Genomic DNA, 17,568 nt, shown 5'->3' with positions numbered 1-17,568 from the left:
CGTTGATTTTCCGTCAGTTCCGATTTAGAATTTATTTGTAATGCCGTGGAGAGATCGATGAAATGGGACGCGCTCGAGGACGAACCGTGCTCGCTCGCCCGAACCGTGGCGGTGATCGGCGACCGTTGGAGCCTGCTCATCCTGCGCGAATGCTTTCTGCGCATCCGCAGGTTCGATGAATTCCAGGCGTCGCTAGGAATTACCCGGCATCTTCTCGCTGACAGGCTGAAGAAGCTGGTGCGGTTTGGCGTGCTTCGCCGGATTCCCTACCAGGAATCGCCAAAGCGTTACGAATACATCCTGACGCAGAAGGGCCTCGACCTCTATCCGATCATCATGTCGATCGTGCACTGGGGTAACGTCCACATGGTCGACTCACGTGGAAGGCCGATGCTGCATGAGCACAAGAGCTGCGGAAAACTGTTCGATCTCGTGATGGTCTGCTCGGAATGCGGAGAGCCACTGACGGCCAAGGCCGTTCATGTACATCCCGGTCCCGGAGCGCGGCAATCGTCGCCAGTACATTCAAAGGCGTAAGCGTCTGCCAGAAGAACAGTTCGGTCGGGCTAGATCCCTGATGGCGAACGCCCACGGGCTCATCGTCGCGCTTCAAACCGGCTCATGCTGCGTGCGAGGCCAGACCGGTTCAACATTTCCTGTTATGAGACTTACTTAGATCTCTCGGTGCACACATCGTGCACACGGGGGAATGGTTCATCAGCAAGCTCCTTTGCCGACCGAAAGCGAGGCTCACCATGATCTCCAACACCATCACCGCGAAGTTCTGGATCAGGCGGCCTGGCGCGTCGCTCGTTGCTTTTGCCCTCGCCATCACGCTGTCGGTTTCGACGGTGCATGCCATCGAAGATGCCCACAAGGTCGGCGTGGTGTCCTTTGGACTTTTCGGCGATCAAGGCGTATTTCGAAGCGAGGCGACTGGTGCAGCCCAGGTCGTCGCCGATCGTTTCGAAACTGGACCGATCGAGGTGCAGTACAATTCGAAGAAGGGTGGCAGCGCCACTGTCGAAACGCTAGCCAGGTCGTTACGGGTGGTGGCCGGCCGCCTGGACACCGAGAACGACGTTTTGTTCTTGATCCTCACCTCGCATGGCTCGCCGGACGGCCTTGCTATCAAAGCAGGGCGGCTTGCGCAAACACTCACACCCTCCCGTCTCGCCGAGATCCTCGAACAGACCGGCGTACGCCACAAGGTGGTGATCATCTCGGCCTGCTACTCTGGAGTCTTCATTCCTCGTCTCGCGAATCCCGATGTCTTGGTCATCACAGCGGCGGACGCCGATCATCCGTCGTTCGGCTGCGAAGACAAGGCGAAGTGGACTTATTTCGGTGACGCCTTCTTCAACGTCGCGCTCCGACGAGCCGAAAGTCTGAAAGACGCATTTACCAGTGCGCGCGCGCTCGTCAGGAGGCGAGAGCTGCGTGAGCGTTTCGAGCCGTCGAATCCCCTGATGGCAGGTGGCGCAAACGTGCAGCCATTGCTGGTTGCGCGCCCTTGAACGATCCACCACGCTTCCGATAGCCAATTGGACTAGCTTGCCGTGGACCGTCGCATCGTACCTCTGTTGTTGATGTAAAGCGCTTTGAACGCAGCGTGATCGACCGCGTAGCGATTGCGGTTGGCCTCATTCGGCACGATTTGAGACACGATCGGGTTAATGCGGTCGATGTCCTCCGGCACGAAGATCCCGCAACCTATTCCTGCGAGAAAGGCAGATCCGAGCGCAGCACCTATCGTGTGTCGGCGCACATTCTGATGCACGCTTGCAATGTCGCTGACGCATTGTGTCCAGAGAGGATTCTGCACGCCGCCTCCGGCCGCGTAGATGCTTCGAGCCGGCTGGATTTCGGCAAAGCTGTCGAGATTGTGCCGCGTTGCGTGTCCGATTCCCTCGATCAGCGCACGATAGACATCGCCGCGCCGGTGCGCGAGCGTCAGGCCGAAGATCAGTCCCTTGGCTTGCGGATCGTTGATTGGCGTTCGCTCACCACTGAAATAGGGCAGCATCAGAATGCCGTTTGCGCCCGGCGGACTTTTGAGCGCCTCTTCCATCAGCGTCTGGAAGGATGACTCCTCGTCGGAAAGTCCGGTCATTTCCTTGCGAAACCATTGGGTGAGACCGCCTCCAGTCGCAAGCCCGCCCATGACACTCCAGGTGTTCTCGAACAGAAACGGCGCAGCCCAGAAACGGGAGTCGACGACGAGATCGGCATTGACCTGGATGAAGAAGGCCGTAGTGCCATACATGATCATCAAGTCACCCGGCTTTTGCACGCCGACGCTGATCGCTTCGCTCGCCGCATCGATGGTGCCAGCGATCACAGCCGTGCCTGCGGCAAGCCCGGTTGCTGCTGCGGCCTCAGTGCTCACATGGCCGACAATCTCCGTTGTCCAGGCTATTTCAGGTAGCCAGTCGACCGGGCAAATCCGTTCGATCGTCTCGTCATGCCAAGCGTTGGCGGCAAGGTCATAGAATGGCGTGTAACAGGACGCGCCGTAGTGATCGACGACCCACCGTCCCGTCAATCTGTGAACGATAAAGGTAGGACAGCCGACGATCCGCGCGGTTTTGCGGAAAGTGTCAGGCTCGTGCTTGGCAAGCCACCGTACCTTCGGGCCGACAGATTGTGTCGTCAGCGGATTGCCGGTTCGGGCCAGCACGGCCGGTGCGCCGAGTTCCGCGTTGAGCTCTTCGATTTCGGCTTCGGCGCGCGTATCGACGCCATACAGGATGGCTGGGCGTAGGGGCTCGCCGGCTTGCGTCACAGGCAGTGCACAGGGGCCAATCCCGCTGCACCCGACCGCAGTGACTGCGGCCGGGTTGATCCCACTGTCCTGGATCAGACGCTGGCTCAGCGCGCGAAAGCCCTCCCACCAATCCTGTAGGGCGTCATGTTCTGCGAGTCCTGGCCCTGGCACGCGCATGTCGTGCTTGCGCTGCGCAGTTGCCCGAATAGTACCGAGCTCATCGAGCAGGACGCCTTTGCTGGAATAACTGCCAATATCGATGCCTAGGAGGTGGCGCATGAATATCTCCTCCGTTTGAAGGAGAAGCCTGCCTTCATATCGTGCAGGGCAAGGGCAAGCAGTGCCGCTATCTGTTCAAGATCGGCAAGGTCGCAGGTTTCGATCGGCGCATGCGTGTAGCGTGTCGGATAGCCGATATCGATGGAAGGAATACCTTCACCCACGAGCTGAACGTATGAGGAATCCGTCAGGCAGCCGGTGTGAGCGCTGCGCTGGATCGGCATTCCCACACGGCCTGCGGTCTCCACGAGATGATTGAGGAGCGCAGGATGCGCAAGCGTACCATTGAGCGTGCCGCGCCCGTGGAAGCTATAGAGGCCAAGCGCCGGGCCGCCGCCAAGCTGCAGTTCGCCGCGCTCCTTAAGATCAGGCGTATCGGAGGCGACCATGATATCGATCGAAATCGCGGCATCTGGCCTGAGACGCTCGGCCGCAAGCATGGCGCCGCGCAGGTTGAACTCCTCTTGGACCGAAAAGACCGCATGCAGCGTGGCGGGAACGGGTTCATCCAAAAGTCTCTGCACGAGGTCCATCAGCGCGGCGCAGCCGGCGCGGTCGTCGATCGCCGTTCCGGACACACGCGTGCCGGCCAGCCGTTCGAAAGAGGGGCAGTAGGTGACGGGTGCACCGATTTCGACGCCGAGAACTCGCACCTCTTCCGCTGATCTGGCGCCGAGATCGAGGAACAACTTGTCATAGCCGAGCACCTGGCCCTTCTCGTCTTGCGGGGTGGCATGGTGTGCTTTGATGCCGACGACGCAAGGGATCTGCTTGCCGTGCTTGTTCATGATCACCATGCGCAGGCCCGGCAGCACACGTTCGGGCACGCCCCCAAGCCGTTCCACCCGAACGAAGCCGTTCGCTTCAATGCGCCGTACCAAGAGGCCAAGCTGATCGCTATGGGCGAAGACCATCACCGATGGAGCTGCGGGATCCGCCCCCTTCACCGTAAGGGTCAGATTCCCGAGCGCATCGCTGTGACTCTCGACCCGGCGGTCGGCAAAGGTGGCCCGGATGTAGTCGCTCACCGGATCCTCGTAACCGGAAAGACCAGGTATCAGGCAGAGCTCTTTGGTCCATGCCTCGATGCGTGCAAGGCTGCGTTGATCAATCGTCACTTTGGTCCGATCTGGTCCGGTACCGGACCTTTCCTGTTCATCAGATCTGGATCGAGCCGGCACCGCGGGCTGCCGGATCGCGCGAGCATGTCCTAAGCGACCGCGCGCGAGGCAGAGCGTATCGCTTTGACCTTGTCCATGAAGGCCTTAACACGCGCCGGATCGACCGGATTCTCGAAGATGCCGTCGACCTTGAAAGTAGATCCGACGACTGCCCCGTCCGAAACGGCGAGCTGGCGCTCGATATTGTCGATCCTACAACCCGTGTTGCAAAGCACAGCTGTGCCCGGTACGGCCGCTTTGACCGTGGAAAGGACCTGGGTGTCTGTTTCGGCGCCGGCGGTGAGGCCGGATACGCATATGGCGTCAGGCCGGTTGTTGAACGCGGTCGAGCGAGCGATATCCGCAACCGAGCGATCGCCCAGATAGGCGGCGGCTTCGGGCACGATGTTGAATAAAAGCCTGAGCTTCGGGGCGAGCCTTGCCTTGTGGCGCGCCGTTTCACCAACATTGGTATTCCAGAGCCCGAAATCGCTGGCGTACACCCCGCTCATGATCTCGCGAATGAAGCTTGCTCCGGTGGCGGCCGCAAGATCGATCGATGCTATCGGATCCCACAAGACGTTGACGCCAAACGGCACCTTGATGAAGCGCATGAGCTCGCCGACGACGCGTGCCATTGCCGCGGTGGTTTCGGAACGTACCTTGGTCAGGTAAGGCAGGCTGAATTCGTTGGAAAACATTACGGCATCGACACCGCCATTCTGGAGATGGTCGAGATCTGCAAGGGCCATTTCGACCACTTTGCTCATGCCGCCGACCATATCGTAGCCGGGATCGCCCGGCAGTGCCTGCAAGTGGCACATGGCGATGATGGGCTTGTCGACATGAAAGGTTTCCTTGAGCCACTGCATGAGCGTGTCCTCTTTCGATCTTTATTCGGCTAAAGCATTTCGCTGCGGCACAACATGGCGAGAGATGGGCCCCTCACCCTAATTTGCGGTAGCTGGACGTCGACCACGACCATCCTACCATATGCGTCGGGCTCTCAGCGCTTGCCGAGCGCGGACCAGCTTGCGGCTTGCGCGCTCAATCCGTTCTGGATGCTGCCCCTGCTTGGCGTGCTCGGATTGAAGTCGAAGGACTTGATCGGATACACCTCTGTGCAGTTCTTCGTGCACTTCCCGATCATCATGATCGTGGCTGCAGTCATGATGATGACTTTCACCTACCACGCACCCATTCTGCCGTGATCGAACGACGAGGCTGACAAGGCGGGATGTCCGAATCTAACTGACCTGACATCGCCGAGCGTCGCGCACGGCAAGCCAGGCAAGCGAGGAAAAGTGAACTTTTGTCAGAATGAAAATGCGCGACGTGTGAGAATGAAAAGGGTCTTGACGCGCTAAGCCGTTGAAATCATTGGAGCGGGTGAAGGGAATCGAACCCTCGTATTCAGCTTGGAAGGCTGCTGCTCTACCATTGAGCTACACCCGCATAGAGGCATCCCCTAACACGGCCCGCCGGGCGCCTCAACCGTCCAGAGCCGACCTTTTGGCGTTGCGAACAGGCCCTGCTCCGTCGCGCGCCGCGGTGTCGGGGCGCTGCGCCCCTTAACTTCGGCGCGGTCCCGACCTATATTAACTCCCCCGAAACCAACGAAAGGAGGTGATCCAGTGTCTTATCTCAAGCGCTGTCACCTCGCTGGGATCGCCCGCTAGGCTTTGACGTGAAGCTTGGCAACGGGGCGCTCTCAGCCCTGGACCAGCGAGACAACAGATCGGGCGCGACGGGGTTTCCCCGCCGCGCCTTCTCTTTTTCGCACACATGCTCGTCTTCTGCGCTACCCGCTGGATCAATACGGCAGGCCGCCGGTCAGCACTTCGCGGATCTTCTGCGACAGCTCCAACTTCCGATATGGTTTTCTCAGCAGCGCGATACCGGGATCGAGGTGGCCCTCATGAACGATGGCGTCGTCGGTATAACCTGACGTGTAGAGCACCCTCACATCGGGACGGCGCTCGCGAATCGCCTCCGCCAATTCCCGACCGTTCATGCCGCCAGGCATGATGATGTCGGTGAACAGGAGATCGAATTTGATACCCTGCCCCACCAGCGCGAGGGCAGACGCGCCATCGCTGGCAACCAGTGTCCGATAGCCGAGACTGCCGAGCTGGGCGATCACATAGCCTTGCACCAGCGGATCGTCCTCGACCACCAGGATCGTCTCATGCCCGCGTGCAAGGCTCGGCGCGGCCACGGGCCCGGCCTGGCTCGCCGTCTGGCCGATCGAACGCGGCAGAAACAGCTTCACCACCGTGCCCCGACCTTCCTCGCTGTCGATCGCGACCGTGCCGCCAGTCTGCTTGGCGAAGCCGTAGACCATGCTGAGCCCGAGCCCGGTGCCACGGCCGACCCCCTTGGTGGTGAAGAACGGCTCGAACACGCGGTCGCGGATGTCGGCGGGGATGCCATGACCGGTATCAGCCACCGCGATCATCACGAACTCGCCCGGCTCCATCTCGCGATCGCCGGACTCGCCCGCCCCGTCGAGCACGCGATTGGCGGTCCGAAGCGTGAGCTTGCCGCCGCCTGGCATGGCGTCGCGCGCGTTGACGGCGAGATTGACGATGGCCGAGGAGAGCTGTGACGGATCGGCCATCGCAAACCACGCATCGTTGGCGAGCTCGGCGTCGATCTCGATGTGCTCGCCGAGGATCGGCTTGAGCAGCCGCGCGGTCTCGACCACGAGACCGTTGACGTCGATCTCGCGCGGATCGAGCGGCTGGCGCCGGGCAAAGGTCAGGAGCTGAGAAGTGATCTCGGCGCCGCGCGTCGCCGCGTCGTCGATGAGCTGCGCGATCGCTGCAAGCTGCGGCTTGTCCGCAAGGCCTTCCTGGAGGATCTCGATCGTCCCGGTGATGACCGTGAGCACGTTGTTGAAATCATGCGCGACGCCGCCGGTGAGCTGGCCGATCGCATCCATCTTCTGCGATTGCCGTAGCCGCTCCTCGGTCTCGTGCTGGTCGGTGAGGTCGGTGGTCGAGCCGCGATAGCCTAGGAAGCGGCCATCGGCGTCGAATACCGGCCGGCCGTTGACGCTGAAATGCCTAATGCGTCCGGCGGCATCGCGGCCCCTATACTCGAACTTGCGGAACGGCTCATGGCGCTCCAGCGCCGCCATGTGGTCGCGCCATTTCTGCGGCTCGGTCTCCAGATCGATAGCGCCGTCGGGACGCCGCCTGCCGATCACGAGATCGCGATGCATCCCGAAGGAGCCCGCGCGATCCGAGATATAGGTGAACACGTGATCCGGCCCGGTTTCCCAGAACCAGTCGGAGGCGGTTTCCGCATAGTCGCGGAAGCGCTGCTCGCTGCGGCGCGCATCACCCTCGGCACGCCGCCGGACCTGAAGATCGCGTTCGAGATTGACGTTGGCGAGCCGCAGATCGCCATACGCACGCTGCAGACTTGCGCACATGGCGTTGAATGCGTCGATCACCTTGTCGAGTTCGTCCACCTCGTGCGATGGCCCGCGCTCCAGGTGCAACGGCGGCTGTGGCCGCGCCAGGGTGAATTTGCTGACGAACTCGGCAATGGCGACGAGGTGCCGGGTCACCAGCAGATGAAACATGTAGATGATAAAGAGCGAGACGAGAAACGTCTTCGCCGCCTGGCTCGCCAGGATGATCAAGGCTCGGTTCAGCAACTGCCTGTAGACGTCGGTCAGCGTCGCCTCGACGTGCAGCGTGCCGAGCCTGTGCTTCTCGCCTTGGATGACGTAGTCGATGGGATATTCGCGGACCACCACCGCGCGGCCGCCGCTTTCGCCGACCGCCACGCGAAGCGGTTTCGGACGATCAGCAAATTCGCGGACCTCGACCGCCTGAATGTCAGGCAGTCGCATGATGCCGTTGACCTGGAGCTCGATCTGGTTCCTGTCGAGGCTCCAGAGGCTCTCGCCGAGGCTGCCGAGATAGCTGCGGCCGATCTCATTGAGCCGCGTCTCGATGATGCTCATCTCGCGATCGTAGTCGAGATAGAGCTGAAGTGCGGTCAGGGTCAGCGTCACGATCGACGAGAACAGCAGCACGGCGGCAAGCAGGCGCAGGCCGATGCCGCTGCGAAACCAGGAGAAGACGCGCGGCAGCGGGGAACCGATCGGGATCCCGATTCGTGGCAGATCCTCTTTCGCGGCCGCCGGCGCGATGGCGCGGCCGCGATTGGGATCGTGCTCACCTGTGTTGCCCATGCACCACTCCCCCGAGATGGCGACAATCCTGCGTCGGCCCGTTCCGGCCTGCCGCGATTCGACAGTTCGACCCCTCTGGAAGAGCCGACCTGCTCGCGCAGCCTCCTTGCTAGATCCTGGACGATTATTCGTCTGTGGGGGCAATTTTTGCGCCCAGCCGCAGGAAGCCTGCGCAAACTAGCACCATGCGTGCTAAAATGTCATCGGTGAAAGTGCGGAGTAGCCCCGCATCGCGGGTTGCGCATAGTCGCTGTGATTCGCAGGACCAATTACCATCCGCGGTAGATCGCACCGATTCATGAATCCGGTGGTAGCAAGGACGAGCGGGAGACGCCTCATGTGGCGGATATGTCTTATCGGCGCACTGCTGCTGTTCGCCCACTCCTCACAGGCCCAGTCGGTCATCCGGCTGGCGCGGATCGCCAACATCCCCGACCAGTATGTCGGCGGCGAGATGTTGCGCGTGGTCTATGCGCGGCTGAACATCAAGCTCGAATTCGAGGATGTGCCTGGCAAGCGCGCGCTCGCGCTCTCGAGTGCAGGCGAGCTCGACGGCGAGATCCAGCGCATCGGCACGCTGTCCAAGGAGTACCCGACGCTGGTCCGGGTCACACCCGCAATCAACTATATCGAGCCCGCGGTCTTCGCGACGAGGCTTCGTTTTGATGTCGCAGGCTGGGACTCGATCAAGGACTACAGCATTGGGATCGTGCGCGGCGTCGGCTCCTCGGAGAACGGCACGCATGGATTTGGCCGCGTCACCGCGACCACGAACCTGGAGAGCCTGATCCAGATGCTGGACGCCGACCGCTTCGACGTGATCGTCACCGACCTGTTCAGCGGGCTCGTCGCGGTGCGCAAGCTCAACCTGCAGGCACGGGTCCATCCGCTTTCGCCGCCGCTCGAGCGTATCGACATCTACCACTATCTGCACGAACGCCACCGCGACCTCGTGCCAAAGGTTGGAAAGGTGATCGAGGAGATGACCGCAAGCGGCGAACTCGCCAGATTGCGCGAGCAGCTCGTCAAGCAGGTCCTGAGTGAATCCTGACGCCTGCGCCGATCAGAGCGCGCGACGCCGCGCCTGCGCGGCAGCACCGATCAGCATGCCGACGAATCTCGTATTCATTGCGGCCATCAGTCGCGATCGCTGGAACCAACGTTCAAACGAAGTCGGACAATCGGGTTTCGGGACGGTTTCGTCGCTGGCGCGGTCGCGCAATATTTCCTGATCCGCGCTTGTCGGATTCATCAGCCGTCATACGTCCTTGAGCCGGCAACTGTGCCAAACAAGCGAGGTGACGATGCTCTACGCCATCCTGGCCTATCACGTGGAAAGCGAGGTCATGTCCTGGACGAAAGACGAGGACGCCGCCGTCATGACAGGGCTTCGCGAGGTTCAAGAGCCCTTGAAAGCCAAGGGACATTTCGGGCCGGCGGCGCGGCTCGACGAGACCGGGAAGGCGCGCACGCTGCGCGGCCCGGGCGCGGGCGTGGTGCTGGACGGGCCCTTTGCCGAAACCAAGGAACAGCTTCTCGGCTTCTACATCATGGAGTTTTCGGCCGAGGCCGGCGCGGTCGCCGCCGCGCGGGAACTGCGAAAGGTCAATCCGAGCGCGGTCTACGAAATCCGCCCGATCAAGCTTTTCCTGCCAGCCGATGGGTTTGGCGCGACCGCGGCGGACGGATGACTCTCAGGGGCTTCCGACCGGCGTCCCCTTGACGAACCGACAGTATCAACAACGCGCCAAAGGCAAGAAACCAGACGAATTGCGCATATTCCGGCGTAACCGCTGCCACCAGCGTGCCCGGCAAGAACACGAGCACTGGAAAGATCGCAGGGAGGATCTCGTGAAGACGGCCGGCGCGGGACGCGCACCACCATAGCCAGGCATTGATGCTCGCAATCGCGGTCAGATGCAGGCCATAGAGCACCGCGACGGCACTGCTCAGCCGGTAACTACCATAGAGTCCGTTGGTGACCGGCAGCAGGATGATCGAGAGCAGGAAGACGAGATTGAGCAGCACCACGCCTCGGCCGGCCTCGGGCTGGCGCGCAAGGCGACGATGATGACTGATCCAGAACACGCCGGCGACGACGAAGGTCAGGATCAGGCCTGCCACGCGCCCGGAATAGAGATGGTCGAGATCGCTCCAGGTCGGCGCCGTCTTGAGCTCGTCGGCCTTGGGCAGGCTATAGGCGAGCAAAGTCATGGCGACACCGAAAATGGTGTTGCTGAGCGACTCCAGCCGGCGCATCTCGAACTGGTCGGTATCTTGGTCGGTCATCTGGGGCGCACGAGGCTGGAACCAACGTCGAGCTTCTCCCCTAAATCCTAAATCGCGTCCCGTCCAGCCGCATTGCGGATCGCGACCGGATCGCGGAATCTGCGGTTTTCACCGGGGCGATTCGTGGCGGCTAGGACATATCTGGACACGCTGAATGCCGAGCAGCGACGCGCCGTCGAGCATGGCGTGGCTGATGGCAGCACCGTCGGCGGTCCTCTCCTCGTCATTGCCGGAGCCGGCTCCGGCAAGACCAACACGCTTGCCCACCGGGTCGCTCATCTGATCGTCGCCGGCGCCGACCCGCGCCGGATCCTGCTGATGACGTTTTCGCGCCGCGCGGCCGCCGAGATGGCCGCCCGCGTGGAGCGTATCGCCAGAAAAGTGCTGGGTGAGAACAATGCGGCGATCATGCGCGACGCGCTCACTTGGGCCGGCACCTTCCATGGCATCGGCGCCCGGCTCCTGCGCGAATATGCCGAGCGGATCGGCGTCGATCCCGCCTTCACCATCCACGACCGCGAGGACTCCGCGGATCTCATGAACCTCGTGCGGCACGACTGCGGATTTTCGCGAACTGAAAGCCGCTTTCCTGCCAAGGGCACCTGTCTGTCGATCTATTCCCGCTGCGTCAACGCCGAGATGGAGATCGAGAAAGTGCTCGGCCAGCATTATCCCTGGTGCGCGGGCTGGGCTTCCGAGCTGAAGCGGCTGTTTGCGACCTATGTCGAGGCCAAGCAGGCGCAGCATGTGCTCGATTACGATGATCTGCTGCTCTACTGGGCACAAATGACGAGCGACGCACTGATCGCCGAGGAGATCGGCGGCCGCTTCGATCACGTGCTGGTCGACGAATATCAGGACACCAATCGGTTGCAATCCACCATCCTGCTGGCGCTCAAGCCGGAAGGCCGCGGCCTCACGGTTGTCGGGGATGATGCGCAGTCGATCTATTCGTTCCGCGCCGCCACCGTGCGCAACATCCTCGAGTTCCCGCAAAGCTTCTCGCCGCGCGCTGAGATCATCACGCTGGACCGCAACTACCGCTCGACGCAATCAGTGCTGGCGGCCGCCAATGGCGTGATCGGCCTTGCACGCGAGCGCTTCACCAAGAATCTCTGGACCGACCGCACCTCCTCGCACAAGCCGCAACTCGTCGCCGTGCGCGACGAGGCCGAGCAGGCACGCTACACCGTCGAGCAGGTCCTGGCCAATCGCGAGCAGGGCTCGCTGCTCAAGCACCAGGCGGTGCTGTTCCGCACCTCCTCGCACTCCGGCCCGCTCGAAATCGAATTGACCCGCCGCAACATCCCCTTCGTCAAGTTCGGCGGGCTGAAATTCCTCGACGCTGCGCATGTCAAGGACATGCTGGCACTGCTGCGCTTCATCGAGAATCCGCGCGACCGCGTCGCGGGCTTTCGCATCCTGCATCTGTTGCCAGGGGTCGGACCTGCAACCGCGCAGCGCGTGCTCGACCACATGGCGGAGAGCCCCTCGCCGCTTGCCGCGCTCTGCAAGCTTCCCGCGCCGCCGCGCACCGGCGACGACTGGACCGCTTTCATTCGCACGGTCGAGAATCTCAGCTATTCGGAATGGCCAGCGGACCTCGAGCGCGCGCGCCTCTGGTACGAGCCGCATCTCGATCGCATCCATGAAGATGCCGAGACGCGCCGCGCCGATCTCATGCAACTCGAGCAGATCGCAAGCGGCTATGTCTCGCGCGAAAAATTCCTCACCGAGCTCACGCTCGATCCGCCGAATGCGACGTCCGACCAGGCCGGCGTTCCCCTGCTTGACGAGGACTATCTGATCCTCTCCACCATCCACTCCGCCAAAGGCCAGGAGTGGAAGTCGGTGTTCCTGCTCAACGTGGTCGACGGCTGCATGCCGTCCGATCTCGGCGCCGGCACGAGCGCTGAGCTCGAGGAGGAGCGCCGCCTGCTCTACGTTGCGATGACCCGCGCCAAGGATGACTTGCATTTGATCGTGCCGCAGCGTTTCTTCACCCATGGTCAGGCCGCCTCAGGCGATCGCCACGTCTACGCCTCGCGCACACGCTTCATTCCGGAAGCGCTCGTGCCGTTGTTCGAGCGGACGACCTGGCCGAAGGCGCAAGCCGGCACGGCGCGGACCGCGGCGCAGGGGCCGAAGATCGATATCGGAGCCAGGATGCGGGGCATGTGGCGCTAGCGCTGGCCGCGCGCACGAAGCCTCAGGAATTCCAAGGGAGCATGGAGATGACGACAGCAGGAAAGAACGCGATCAAGGCGGAGCTTGACGCGCTGCGGAAGCTCGCACGCGAGGTGATCCAGACGTCGAAGGGCAAGAGGCCCCTTCCCGTCAAGGACCAGCGCACCCTGCGCCAGCAGCAGAAGCGGGCCGTCGAGGCCATTGTCGCCGAAATCAAGGAGCTGAAGCAGTTGAAGCGCCGCGTTCTCCAGGCGCGCGCACCCGAGGCGATGGCGGAAAAATTCGTGCCTTGATGCGAGCGACGGCGGCGAATCGACAGGTATCGCCGGGTCGCGAAACGGAAACCATGCATTTCCTGAAGCGGTATTGTGACGGGGAAGCCGACGACTAGATGTCGAGCTGCTTTCCCCAGAGACCTGATCAATGACCGCACCGCTCGAATTCGGACTGGATACCTTTGGCGACGTCACCAAGGACGCAAACGGCACGGCGTTGCCGCATGCGCAAGTGATCCGCAACGTGGTCGAGGAGGCCGTGCTGGCGGACGAGCTCGGCATCGACTTCATCGGGCTCGGCGAGCATCACCGCGCCGATTTCGCGATCTCCTCGCCGGAGGTCGTGCTCGCTGCGATCGCGGCCCGCACCAAGCGTATCCACCTCGGCTCCGCCGTGACGGTGCTGAGCTCCGACGACCCCATTCGCGTGTTCCAGCGCTTTGCGACGCTGGACGCGCTTTCGAACGGCCGCGCCGAGGTGATCCTCGGGCGCGGCTCATTCACGGAATCCTTCCCGCTGTTCGGCTTCGACCTGCGCCGTTACGAGGAGTTGTTCGAGGAGAAGCTCGACCTGTTCGCTGCACTTCTGTCCCAAAAGCCGGTGACCTGGGAAGGCAAGCTACGTCCGCCGCTGAAGAACCAGCTCGTCTATCCGCCGGTCGAGCACGGCCAGCTCAAGACCTGGATCGGCGTCGGCGGCAGCCCGGAATCGGTGGTGCGCGCCGCGCATTACGATCTGCCCTTGATGCTCGCGATCATCGGCGGCGATCCCAAGCGCTTTGCGCCCTATGTCGAGCTCTATCACCGTGCCTACAAGGAATTCGGCCGCGCGGTGAAGCCGATCGGCGTGCATTCGCCCGGCTATGTCGCGGAGACCGACGCGCAGGCGCGCGAGGAGCTCTGGGCCGACTACAAGACCATGCGCGACCGCATCGGCAAGGAGCGCGGCTGGCCGCCGATGGGCCGCGACGAGTTCGCGCACGAGGCCGACCACGGCTCGCTCTATGTCGGCTCGGCCGAGACGGTCGCGCGCAAGATCGCCGCGACCGCGCAGGCGCTCGGCATCTCGCGCTTCCAGCTCAAATATTCCGCAGGCCCCCTGCCCCATGAGAGGCTGATGCGCAGCATCGGGCTCTATGGCGGCAAGGTGATCCCGATGGTCAGGGAGATGATGGGCTAAGGCTTCTCTCAGCCCTTGAGTGCAGTGACGACAACCTCGATCAGCGCGCTACCACCGAGATCGGCGACGCCGACCGTGGCACGCGCCGGCAGATTGTCGCCGAAGAATTCGGTCCAGACAGCGTCCATCTCCTTCTTCTTCGACAAATCCGTCACGAAAATCGAGGCGCTGACGATGCGGGAAGCATCGCTGCCTGCCTCCTTCAGATAGCCTGCGATCTTGCCGAGGATGTTGCGGGTCTGCTCGCCCATCGACACGCTGGTGTCGTCGGCGATCGTGCCGCCGACGAACACGAAGCCATTGGCCTCAACGACGCGGTGCATGATCGGCGTGCGGATGTTGCGCGTGATGCTCATGAAGTCCTCTTCTTGTGTTGCTTAGGAGTTGGATGGGCCAAAGCGGTCGATGGCGAGATCGCCGATCCGGGTCTGGGTGCCGCCATTGACAATCAGCTCCGCCATGACGGCGCCTGCGCCAGGGCCGAGCTGGAAGCCGTGCAGCGAGAAGCCGAACTGATGGAAGAGCCCGGCATGGCGGGCGCTCGGACCCAGCACGGGCAGATCGTCCTTTGTCTTCGCCTCGATGCCAGCCCAGGCGCGCATGATGGTGGCATCGCGCATCACCGGAAACAGCTCGAACACGGTGCGGGCGCTGACGGCGAGGCTTTTCCAGTCCAGCACCGTCTCGTTGCGGTCCTGGTCCGGCGTCGCCAGATGTCCGCCACCGATCAACACGGTACCGTTCTTGAACTGCTTGAAGGACAGTTTGCGGCCACGCAGGATCACCACGGGATCGATGAAGTGTGGGACTCGGGAGGTGATCATCAGCATCGGCGCCACGGTGTCGACCGGCACCGGCTCGCCAAGCGTGGCAGCGATGCGCCCCGCCCAGGCGCCGGCAGCGTTGACCAGCACCGGAGCGGCATAGGTCTCAGTGCCGACATCAACGCGCCAGAGCCCATCCTCGCGGCGGACATTGCCTGCGGCCACGCCCTCGCGCACGGTGGCGCCGAGCTGCTCAGCCTTGCGCCGGAACGCCGTCGTGGTCTGGGCGGGATTGGCCGCGCCGTCGCGGCGCGACACCACACCGCCAGGACAGGTCTCGGCCACGGCAGGCACCAGCCGCCGCAATTCGGCGCCGTCGATCAGCTCCTCATGGGTGAAGCCGAGCGCGTTCAGCTCGGCAACGCGCGCGCGGCATGCCGCAAGCTCGGTCTCGTTCTCGGCGACCAGAACCTGGCCATGACTCTCGAAGCTGCAATCGTCGTCGAGCAGCTCGTTTATCTGCTCCCAGATCCCCATCGAGCGGATGGACAGCGGGATCTCGGCGACGTGGCGCGCAAGCTGGCGCACGCCGCCGGCATTGACGCCGGAAGCGTGGCGGCCGGCATAGTCCTTCTCAATCAGCACCGGCTTCATGCCGGCGAGCGTCAGGTGCAGTGCCGTCGAGCATCCGTGGATGCCGCCACCCACGATGATGGCATCCGCAAGCTTGGTCATCCGCGCACCACCGCCTTGACGTCGTCTTCCGTCTTCGGCATCGCCGCGAGCTCGGCGAGTGTGATCGGCTTCACTGGCGCGCGCAGCCGGTAGTAGCCGATCTCCTGTGGGGTCTTGCCGCGAGCCTCCGCCATCAGCTCGGTGACGGTGAGGCCGCACAGACGCCCCTGGCACGGGCCCATGCCGGTGCGGCGATAGGCCTTGAGCTGGTTCGGTCCCGTCGCGCCGATCGCGACTGCGTCGACGATGTCCTTGGCTGTCACCTCCTCGCAGCGGCAGACGATGGTGTCGCCTCCGGGAATGCGGAATTGCCGCGCGGGACGAAACAGCGTGTCGAGGAAGGCGCGACCGCGCTCGGCTCTGGCGAGATCGGCACGCAGCGCTGCCATCGGTGAGAGCTTCGCGGCGGCTGCAGGCGCAAGCGCCTCGGCGGCAGCGCGCGCAGCGATGCGGCCGCGAACCACCGCGGCGTTCGCGCCGCCGATGCCGGCGCCGTCGCCGGCGATCGCGATGCCCTCGACCGAGGTGCCGCCATTGCCATCGAGCACCGGCGACCAACAGAGCTGAACGTCATCCCAGCGATGCTCGACGCCCGCCGCCATTGCGAGATTGACGTTGGGCACGACACCCTGATGCAAGAGAAGAAGGTCTGCAGGGATCGTCTCGCGACGGCTGCCTGCGACATAGCTCACGCTGGCAAGCCGCCCCTCACCGGACGCGGCCAGCTCTGTCACGCCGGTGACGACTTCCTTCGCCTTCACCTCGCGCATCATCGCAAGGCCCTTCGTAAAATAAGGCGACGTCATGAAGGCAAAGGCGTGAGGCAGCGCGGCAAGATAGTTCTTGCGCCCGGTCGTATCGAGAATGCGATCGATGCGACCACCAAGGCGCAGGATCTGCGCCGCGAGCAGCCACAGCAGCGGCCCCTGCCCCGCGATCACCGTGCGGCTATCGGGCACCAGCGCCGACGATTTCAGCATGGTCTGCGCGGCGCCTGCGGTCATCACGCCCGGCAGCGTCCAGCCCGGAATTGGAAACGGCCGCTCCAGAGCACCGGTCGCAAGGATCACGCGCCGCGCCTTGACGAAGGCAGACGCGCCGCCGGCCGAAATCCCGATCTCGAGATGACGATCGAGACTCCAGACAGTCGCGCGATGGATTATCTCGGCCTTGCTAGACCGCACCTCGCCGACGAGCTCGGCGCCCGCCCAATAATCGGCACCGAGCTGATCGCGCGCCGTGACCGGGGTCGACGCAATCGCGCGCCAGACCTGGCCGCCGGGCCCCGGGTTCTCGTCGATCAGCAACGTGGAGAGACCTGCCGCCGATGCGGTCGCCGTTGCGGCAAGGCCAGCCGGCCCTGCCCCGATGACGACGACGTCGTAGGCGCCGCGCAAAGGAGCCGCGTTCATCGGCCGATCTCCCTTTTGCCTTTCTGGATTTCGATCTGCATGCCCGCGGCGACCGGCACCAGGCAGCCCTGGCGATTGCCGACGCCATCAATGGTGACGAGGCAGTCGAAGCACACGCCCATCATGCAATAGGGCAGCCGCGGCGCGCCGCTCACCGCTGTCGCGCGGCGCACGTCGCGCCCCGAGGCGAGCAGCGCAGCGGACACGGTGTCGCCCTCGCGCGCCTCGACGGCAACGCCGTCGACGAAGATCTGCAACGATGGACGCGTGTCCTGGTCGGATCGTCTGAACATTGGATGCCTCTTGGCCC

Annotated in this window: 18 protein-coding genes and 1 tRNA gene; 9 read left to right on the top strand and 10 right to left on the bottom strand. The window is 63.1% G+C overall.

Going from position 1 to position 17,568, the window contains the following annotated elements; translation table 11 throughout:
- Positions 1–57 precede the first annotated feature (57 nt).
- Positions 58–537: a winged helix-turn-helix transcriptional regulator gene (locus Q3C01_RS33475; protein ID WP_458149537.1), complete on the top strand. Its 480-nt coding sequence runs from the start codon at positions 58–60 to the stop codon at positions 535–537.
- A gap of 218 nt (positions 538–755) precedes the next feature.
- Complete coding sequence (locus Q3C01_RS33470) at positions 756–1,517, top strand: C13 family peptidase (protein ID WP_458149536.1); 762 nt, start codon at positions 756–758, stop codon at positions 1,515–1,517.
- A 32-nt stretch (positions 1,518–1,549) separates the two neighbouring features.
- Here the strand turns inward: Q3C01_RS33470 and Q3C01_RS33465 are convergent, their stop codons facing one another.
- From Q3C01_RS33465 to Q3C01_RS33455, 3 genes are all read right to left on the bottom strand, one after another.
- A complete protein-coding gene (locus Q3C01_RS33465; RefSeq protein WP_458149535.1) occupies positions 1,550–3,046 on the bottom strand; it encodes an FGGY-family carbohydrate kinase in 1,497 nt (498 codons plus the stop codon).
- Complete coding sequence (locus tag Q3C01_RS33460) at positions 3,031–4,164, bottom strand: M42 family metallopeptidase (protein WP_458149534.1); 1,134 nt, start codon at positions 4,162–4,164, stop codon at positions 3,031–3,033. Before Q3C01_RS33460 ends, Q3C01_RS33465 begins: the two co-directional genes overlap by 16 nt.
- 92 nt (positions 4,165–4,256) lie before the next feature.
- Positions 4,257–5,078, bottom strand: coding sequence for a BtpA family protein (locus Q3C01_RS33455; protein ID WP_458149533.1), 822 nt, complete (start codon positions 5,076–5,078; stop codon positions 4,257–4,259).
- Positions 5,079–5,219: 141 nt separating this feature from the next.
- On the opposite strand from Q3C01_RS33455, the gene Q3C01_RS33450 reads away from it, so the two are divergent.
- Positions 5,220–5,417, top strand: a complete 198-nt coding sequence (locus Q3C01_RS33450) for a hypothetical protein (RefSeq protein WP_458149532.1) — start codon at positions 5,220–5,222, stop codon at positions 5,415–5,417.
- Between the two features lie 170 nt (positions 5,418–5,587).
- Here the strand turns inward: Q3C01_RS33450 and Q3C01_RS33445 are convergent.
- Positions 5,588–5,661: transfer RNA gene (locus Q3C01_RS33445), tRNA-Gly, on the bottom strand.
- Positions 5,662–6,019: 358 nt separating this feature from the next.
- Positions 6,020–8,416 carry an ATP-binding protein gene (locus Q3C01_RS33440; RefSeq protein WP_458149531.1) on the bottom strand — a complete coding sequence of 799 codons (2,397 nt, stop codon included), beginning with the start codon at positions 8,414–8,416 and terminating at the stop codon, positions 6,020–6,022.
- Between the two features lie 337 nt (positions 8,417–8,753).
- Between Q3C01_RS33440 and Q3C01_RS33435 the strand changes: the two genes are divergently transcribed.
- The 3 genes from Q3C01_RS33435 (at position 8,754) to Q3C01_RS33425 (ending at position 10,107) form a co-directional block, all read left to right on the top strand.
- Positions 8,754–9,467, top strand: coding sequence for a substrate-binding periplasmic protein (locus Q3C01_RS33435; RefSeq protein ID WP_458149530.1), 714 nt, complete (start codon positions 8,754–8,756; stop codon positions 9,465–9,467).
- Positions 9,457–9,648 (top strand): hypothetical protein, encoded by a 192-nt coding sequence (locus Q3C01_RS33430; protein ID WP_458149529.1) that lies wholly within the window; start codon positions 9,457–9,459, stop codon positions 9,646–9,648. The genes Q3C01_RS33435 and Q3C01_RS33430 overlap by 11 nt, the downstream gene beginning before the upstream one ends.
- Before the next feature lie 72 nt (positions 9,649–9,720).
- A complete protein-coding gene (locus Q3C01_RS33425; protein ID WP_458149528.1) occupies positions 9,721–10,107 on the top strand; it encodes a YciI family protein in 387 nt (128 codons plus the stop codon).
- Here Q3C01_RS33425 and Q3C01_RS33420 read toward each other — a convergent pair.
- Positions 10,055–10,705: a TMEM175 family protein gene (locus Q3C01_RS33420; protein ID WP_458149527.1), complete on the bottom strand. Its 651-nt coding sequence runs from the start codon at positions 10,703–10,705 to the stop codon at positions 10,055–10,057. The two genes, Q3C01_RS33425 and Q3C01_RS33420, sit on opposite strands and share 53 nt — an antisense overlap.
- Positions 10,706–10,828: 123 nt before the next feature.
- On the opposite strand from Q3C01_RS33420, the gene Q3C01_RS33415 reads away from it, so the two are divergent.
- From Q3C01_RS33415 to Q3C01_RS33405, 3 genes are all read left to right on the top strand, one after another.
- The gene (locus Q3C01_RS33415; RefSeq protein WP_458149526.1) at positions 10,829–12,892 is read left to right on the top strand and encodes an ATP-dependent helicase; all 2,064 of its coding nucleotides are present in this window, start codon (positions 10,829–10,831) and stop codon (positions 12,890–12,892) included.
- A 47-nt stretch (positions 12,893–12,939) separates the two neighbouring features.
- The gene (locus Q3C01_RS33410; protein ID WP_458149525.1) at positions 12,940–13,185 is read left to right on the top strand and encodes a hypothetical protein; all 246 of its coding nucleotides are present in this window, start codon (positions 12,940–12,942) and stop codon (positions 13,183–13,185) included.
- Between the two features lie 130 nt (positions 13,186–13,315).
- Positions 13,316–14,347, top strand: a complete 1,032-nt coding sequence (locus Q3C01_RS33405; protein WP_458149524.1) for an LLM class flavin-dependent oxidoreductase — start codon at positions 13,316–13,318, stop codon at positions 14,345–14,347.
- Between the two features lie 8 nt (positions 14,348–14,355).
- Here the strand turns inward: Q3C01_RS33405 and Q3C01_RS33400 are convergent, their stop codons facing one another.
- From Q3C01_RS33400 to Q3C01_RS33385, 4 genes are read right to left on the bottom strand one after another with little or no spacing between them, the layout of a single operon-like run.
- Positions 14,356–14,703 (bottom strand): RidA family protein, encoded by a 348-nt coding sequence (locus Q3C01_RS33400; protein ID WP_458149523.1) that lies wholly within the window; start codon positions 14,701–14,703, stop codon positions 14,356–14,358.
- Positions 14,704–14,724: 21 nt separating this feature from the next.
- Positions 14,725–15,846, bottom strand: a complete 1,122-nt coding sequence (locus Q3C01_RS33395) for an NAD(P)/FAD-dependent oxidoreductase (RefSeq protein ID WP_458149522.1) — start codon at positions 15,844–15,846, stop codon at positions 14,725–14,727.
- Positions 15,843–17,258 (bottom strand): FAD/NAD(P)-dependent oxidoreductase, encoded by a 1,416-nt coding sequence (locus Q3C01_RS33390; protein WP_458149521.1) that lies wholly within the window; start codon positions 17,256–17,258, stop codon positions 15,843–15,845. Before Q3C01_RS33390 ends, Q3C01_RS33395 begins: the two co-directional genes overlap by 4 nt.
- Positions 17,255–17,551, bottom strand: a complete 297-nt coding sequence (locus Q3C01_RS33385; RefSeq protein WP_458149520.1) for a (2Fe-2S)-binding protein — start codon at positions 17,549–17,551, stop codon at positions 17,255–17,257. The genes Q3C01_RS33390 and Q3C01_RS33385 overlap by 4 nt, the downstream gene beginning before the upstream one ends.
- Positions 17,552–17,568: the final 17 nt, after the last annotated feature.

Source organism: Bradyrhizobium sp. UFLA05-109 (assembly GCF_054185165.1).
The sequence above is the reverse complement of the archived record's forward strand: the minus strand, read 5'-3'. Positions and strand labels throughout refer to the sequence as shown.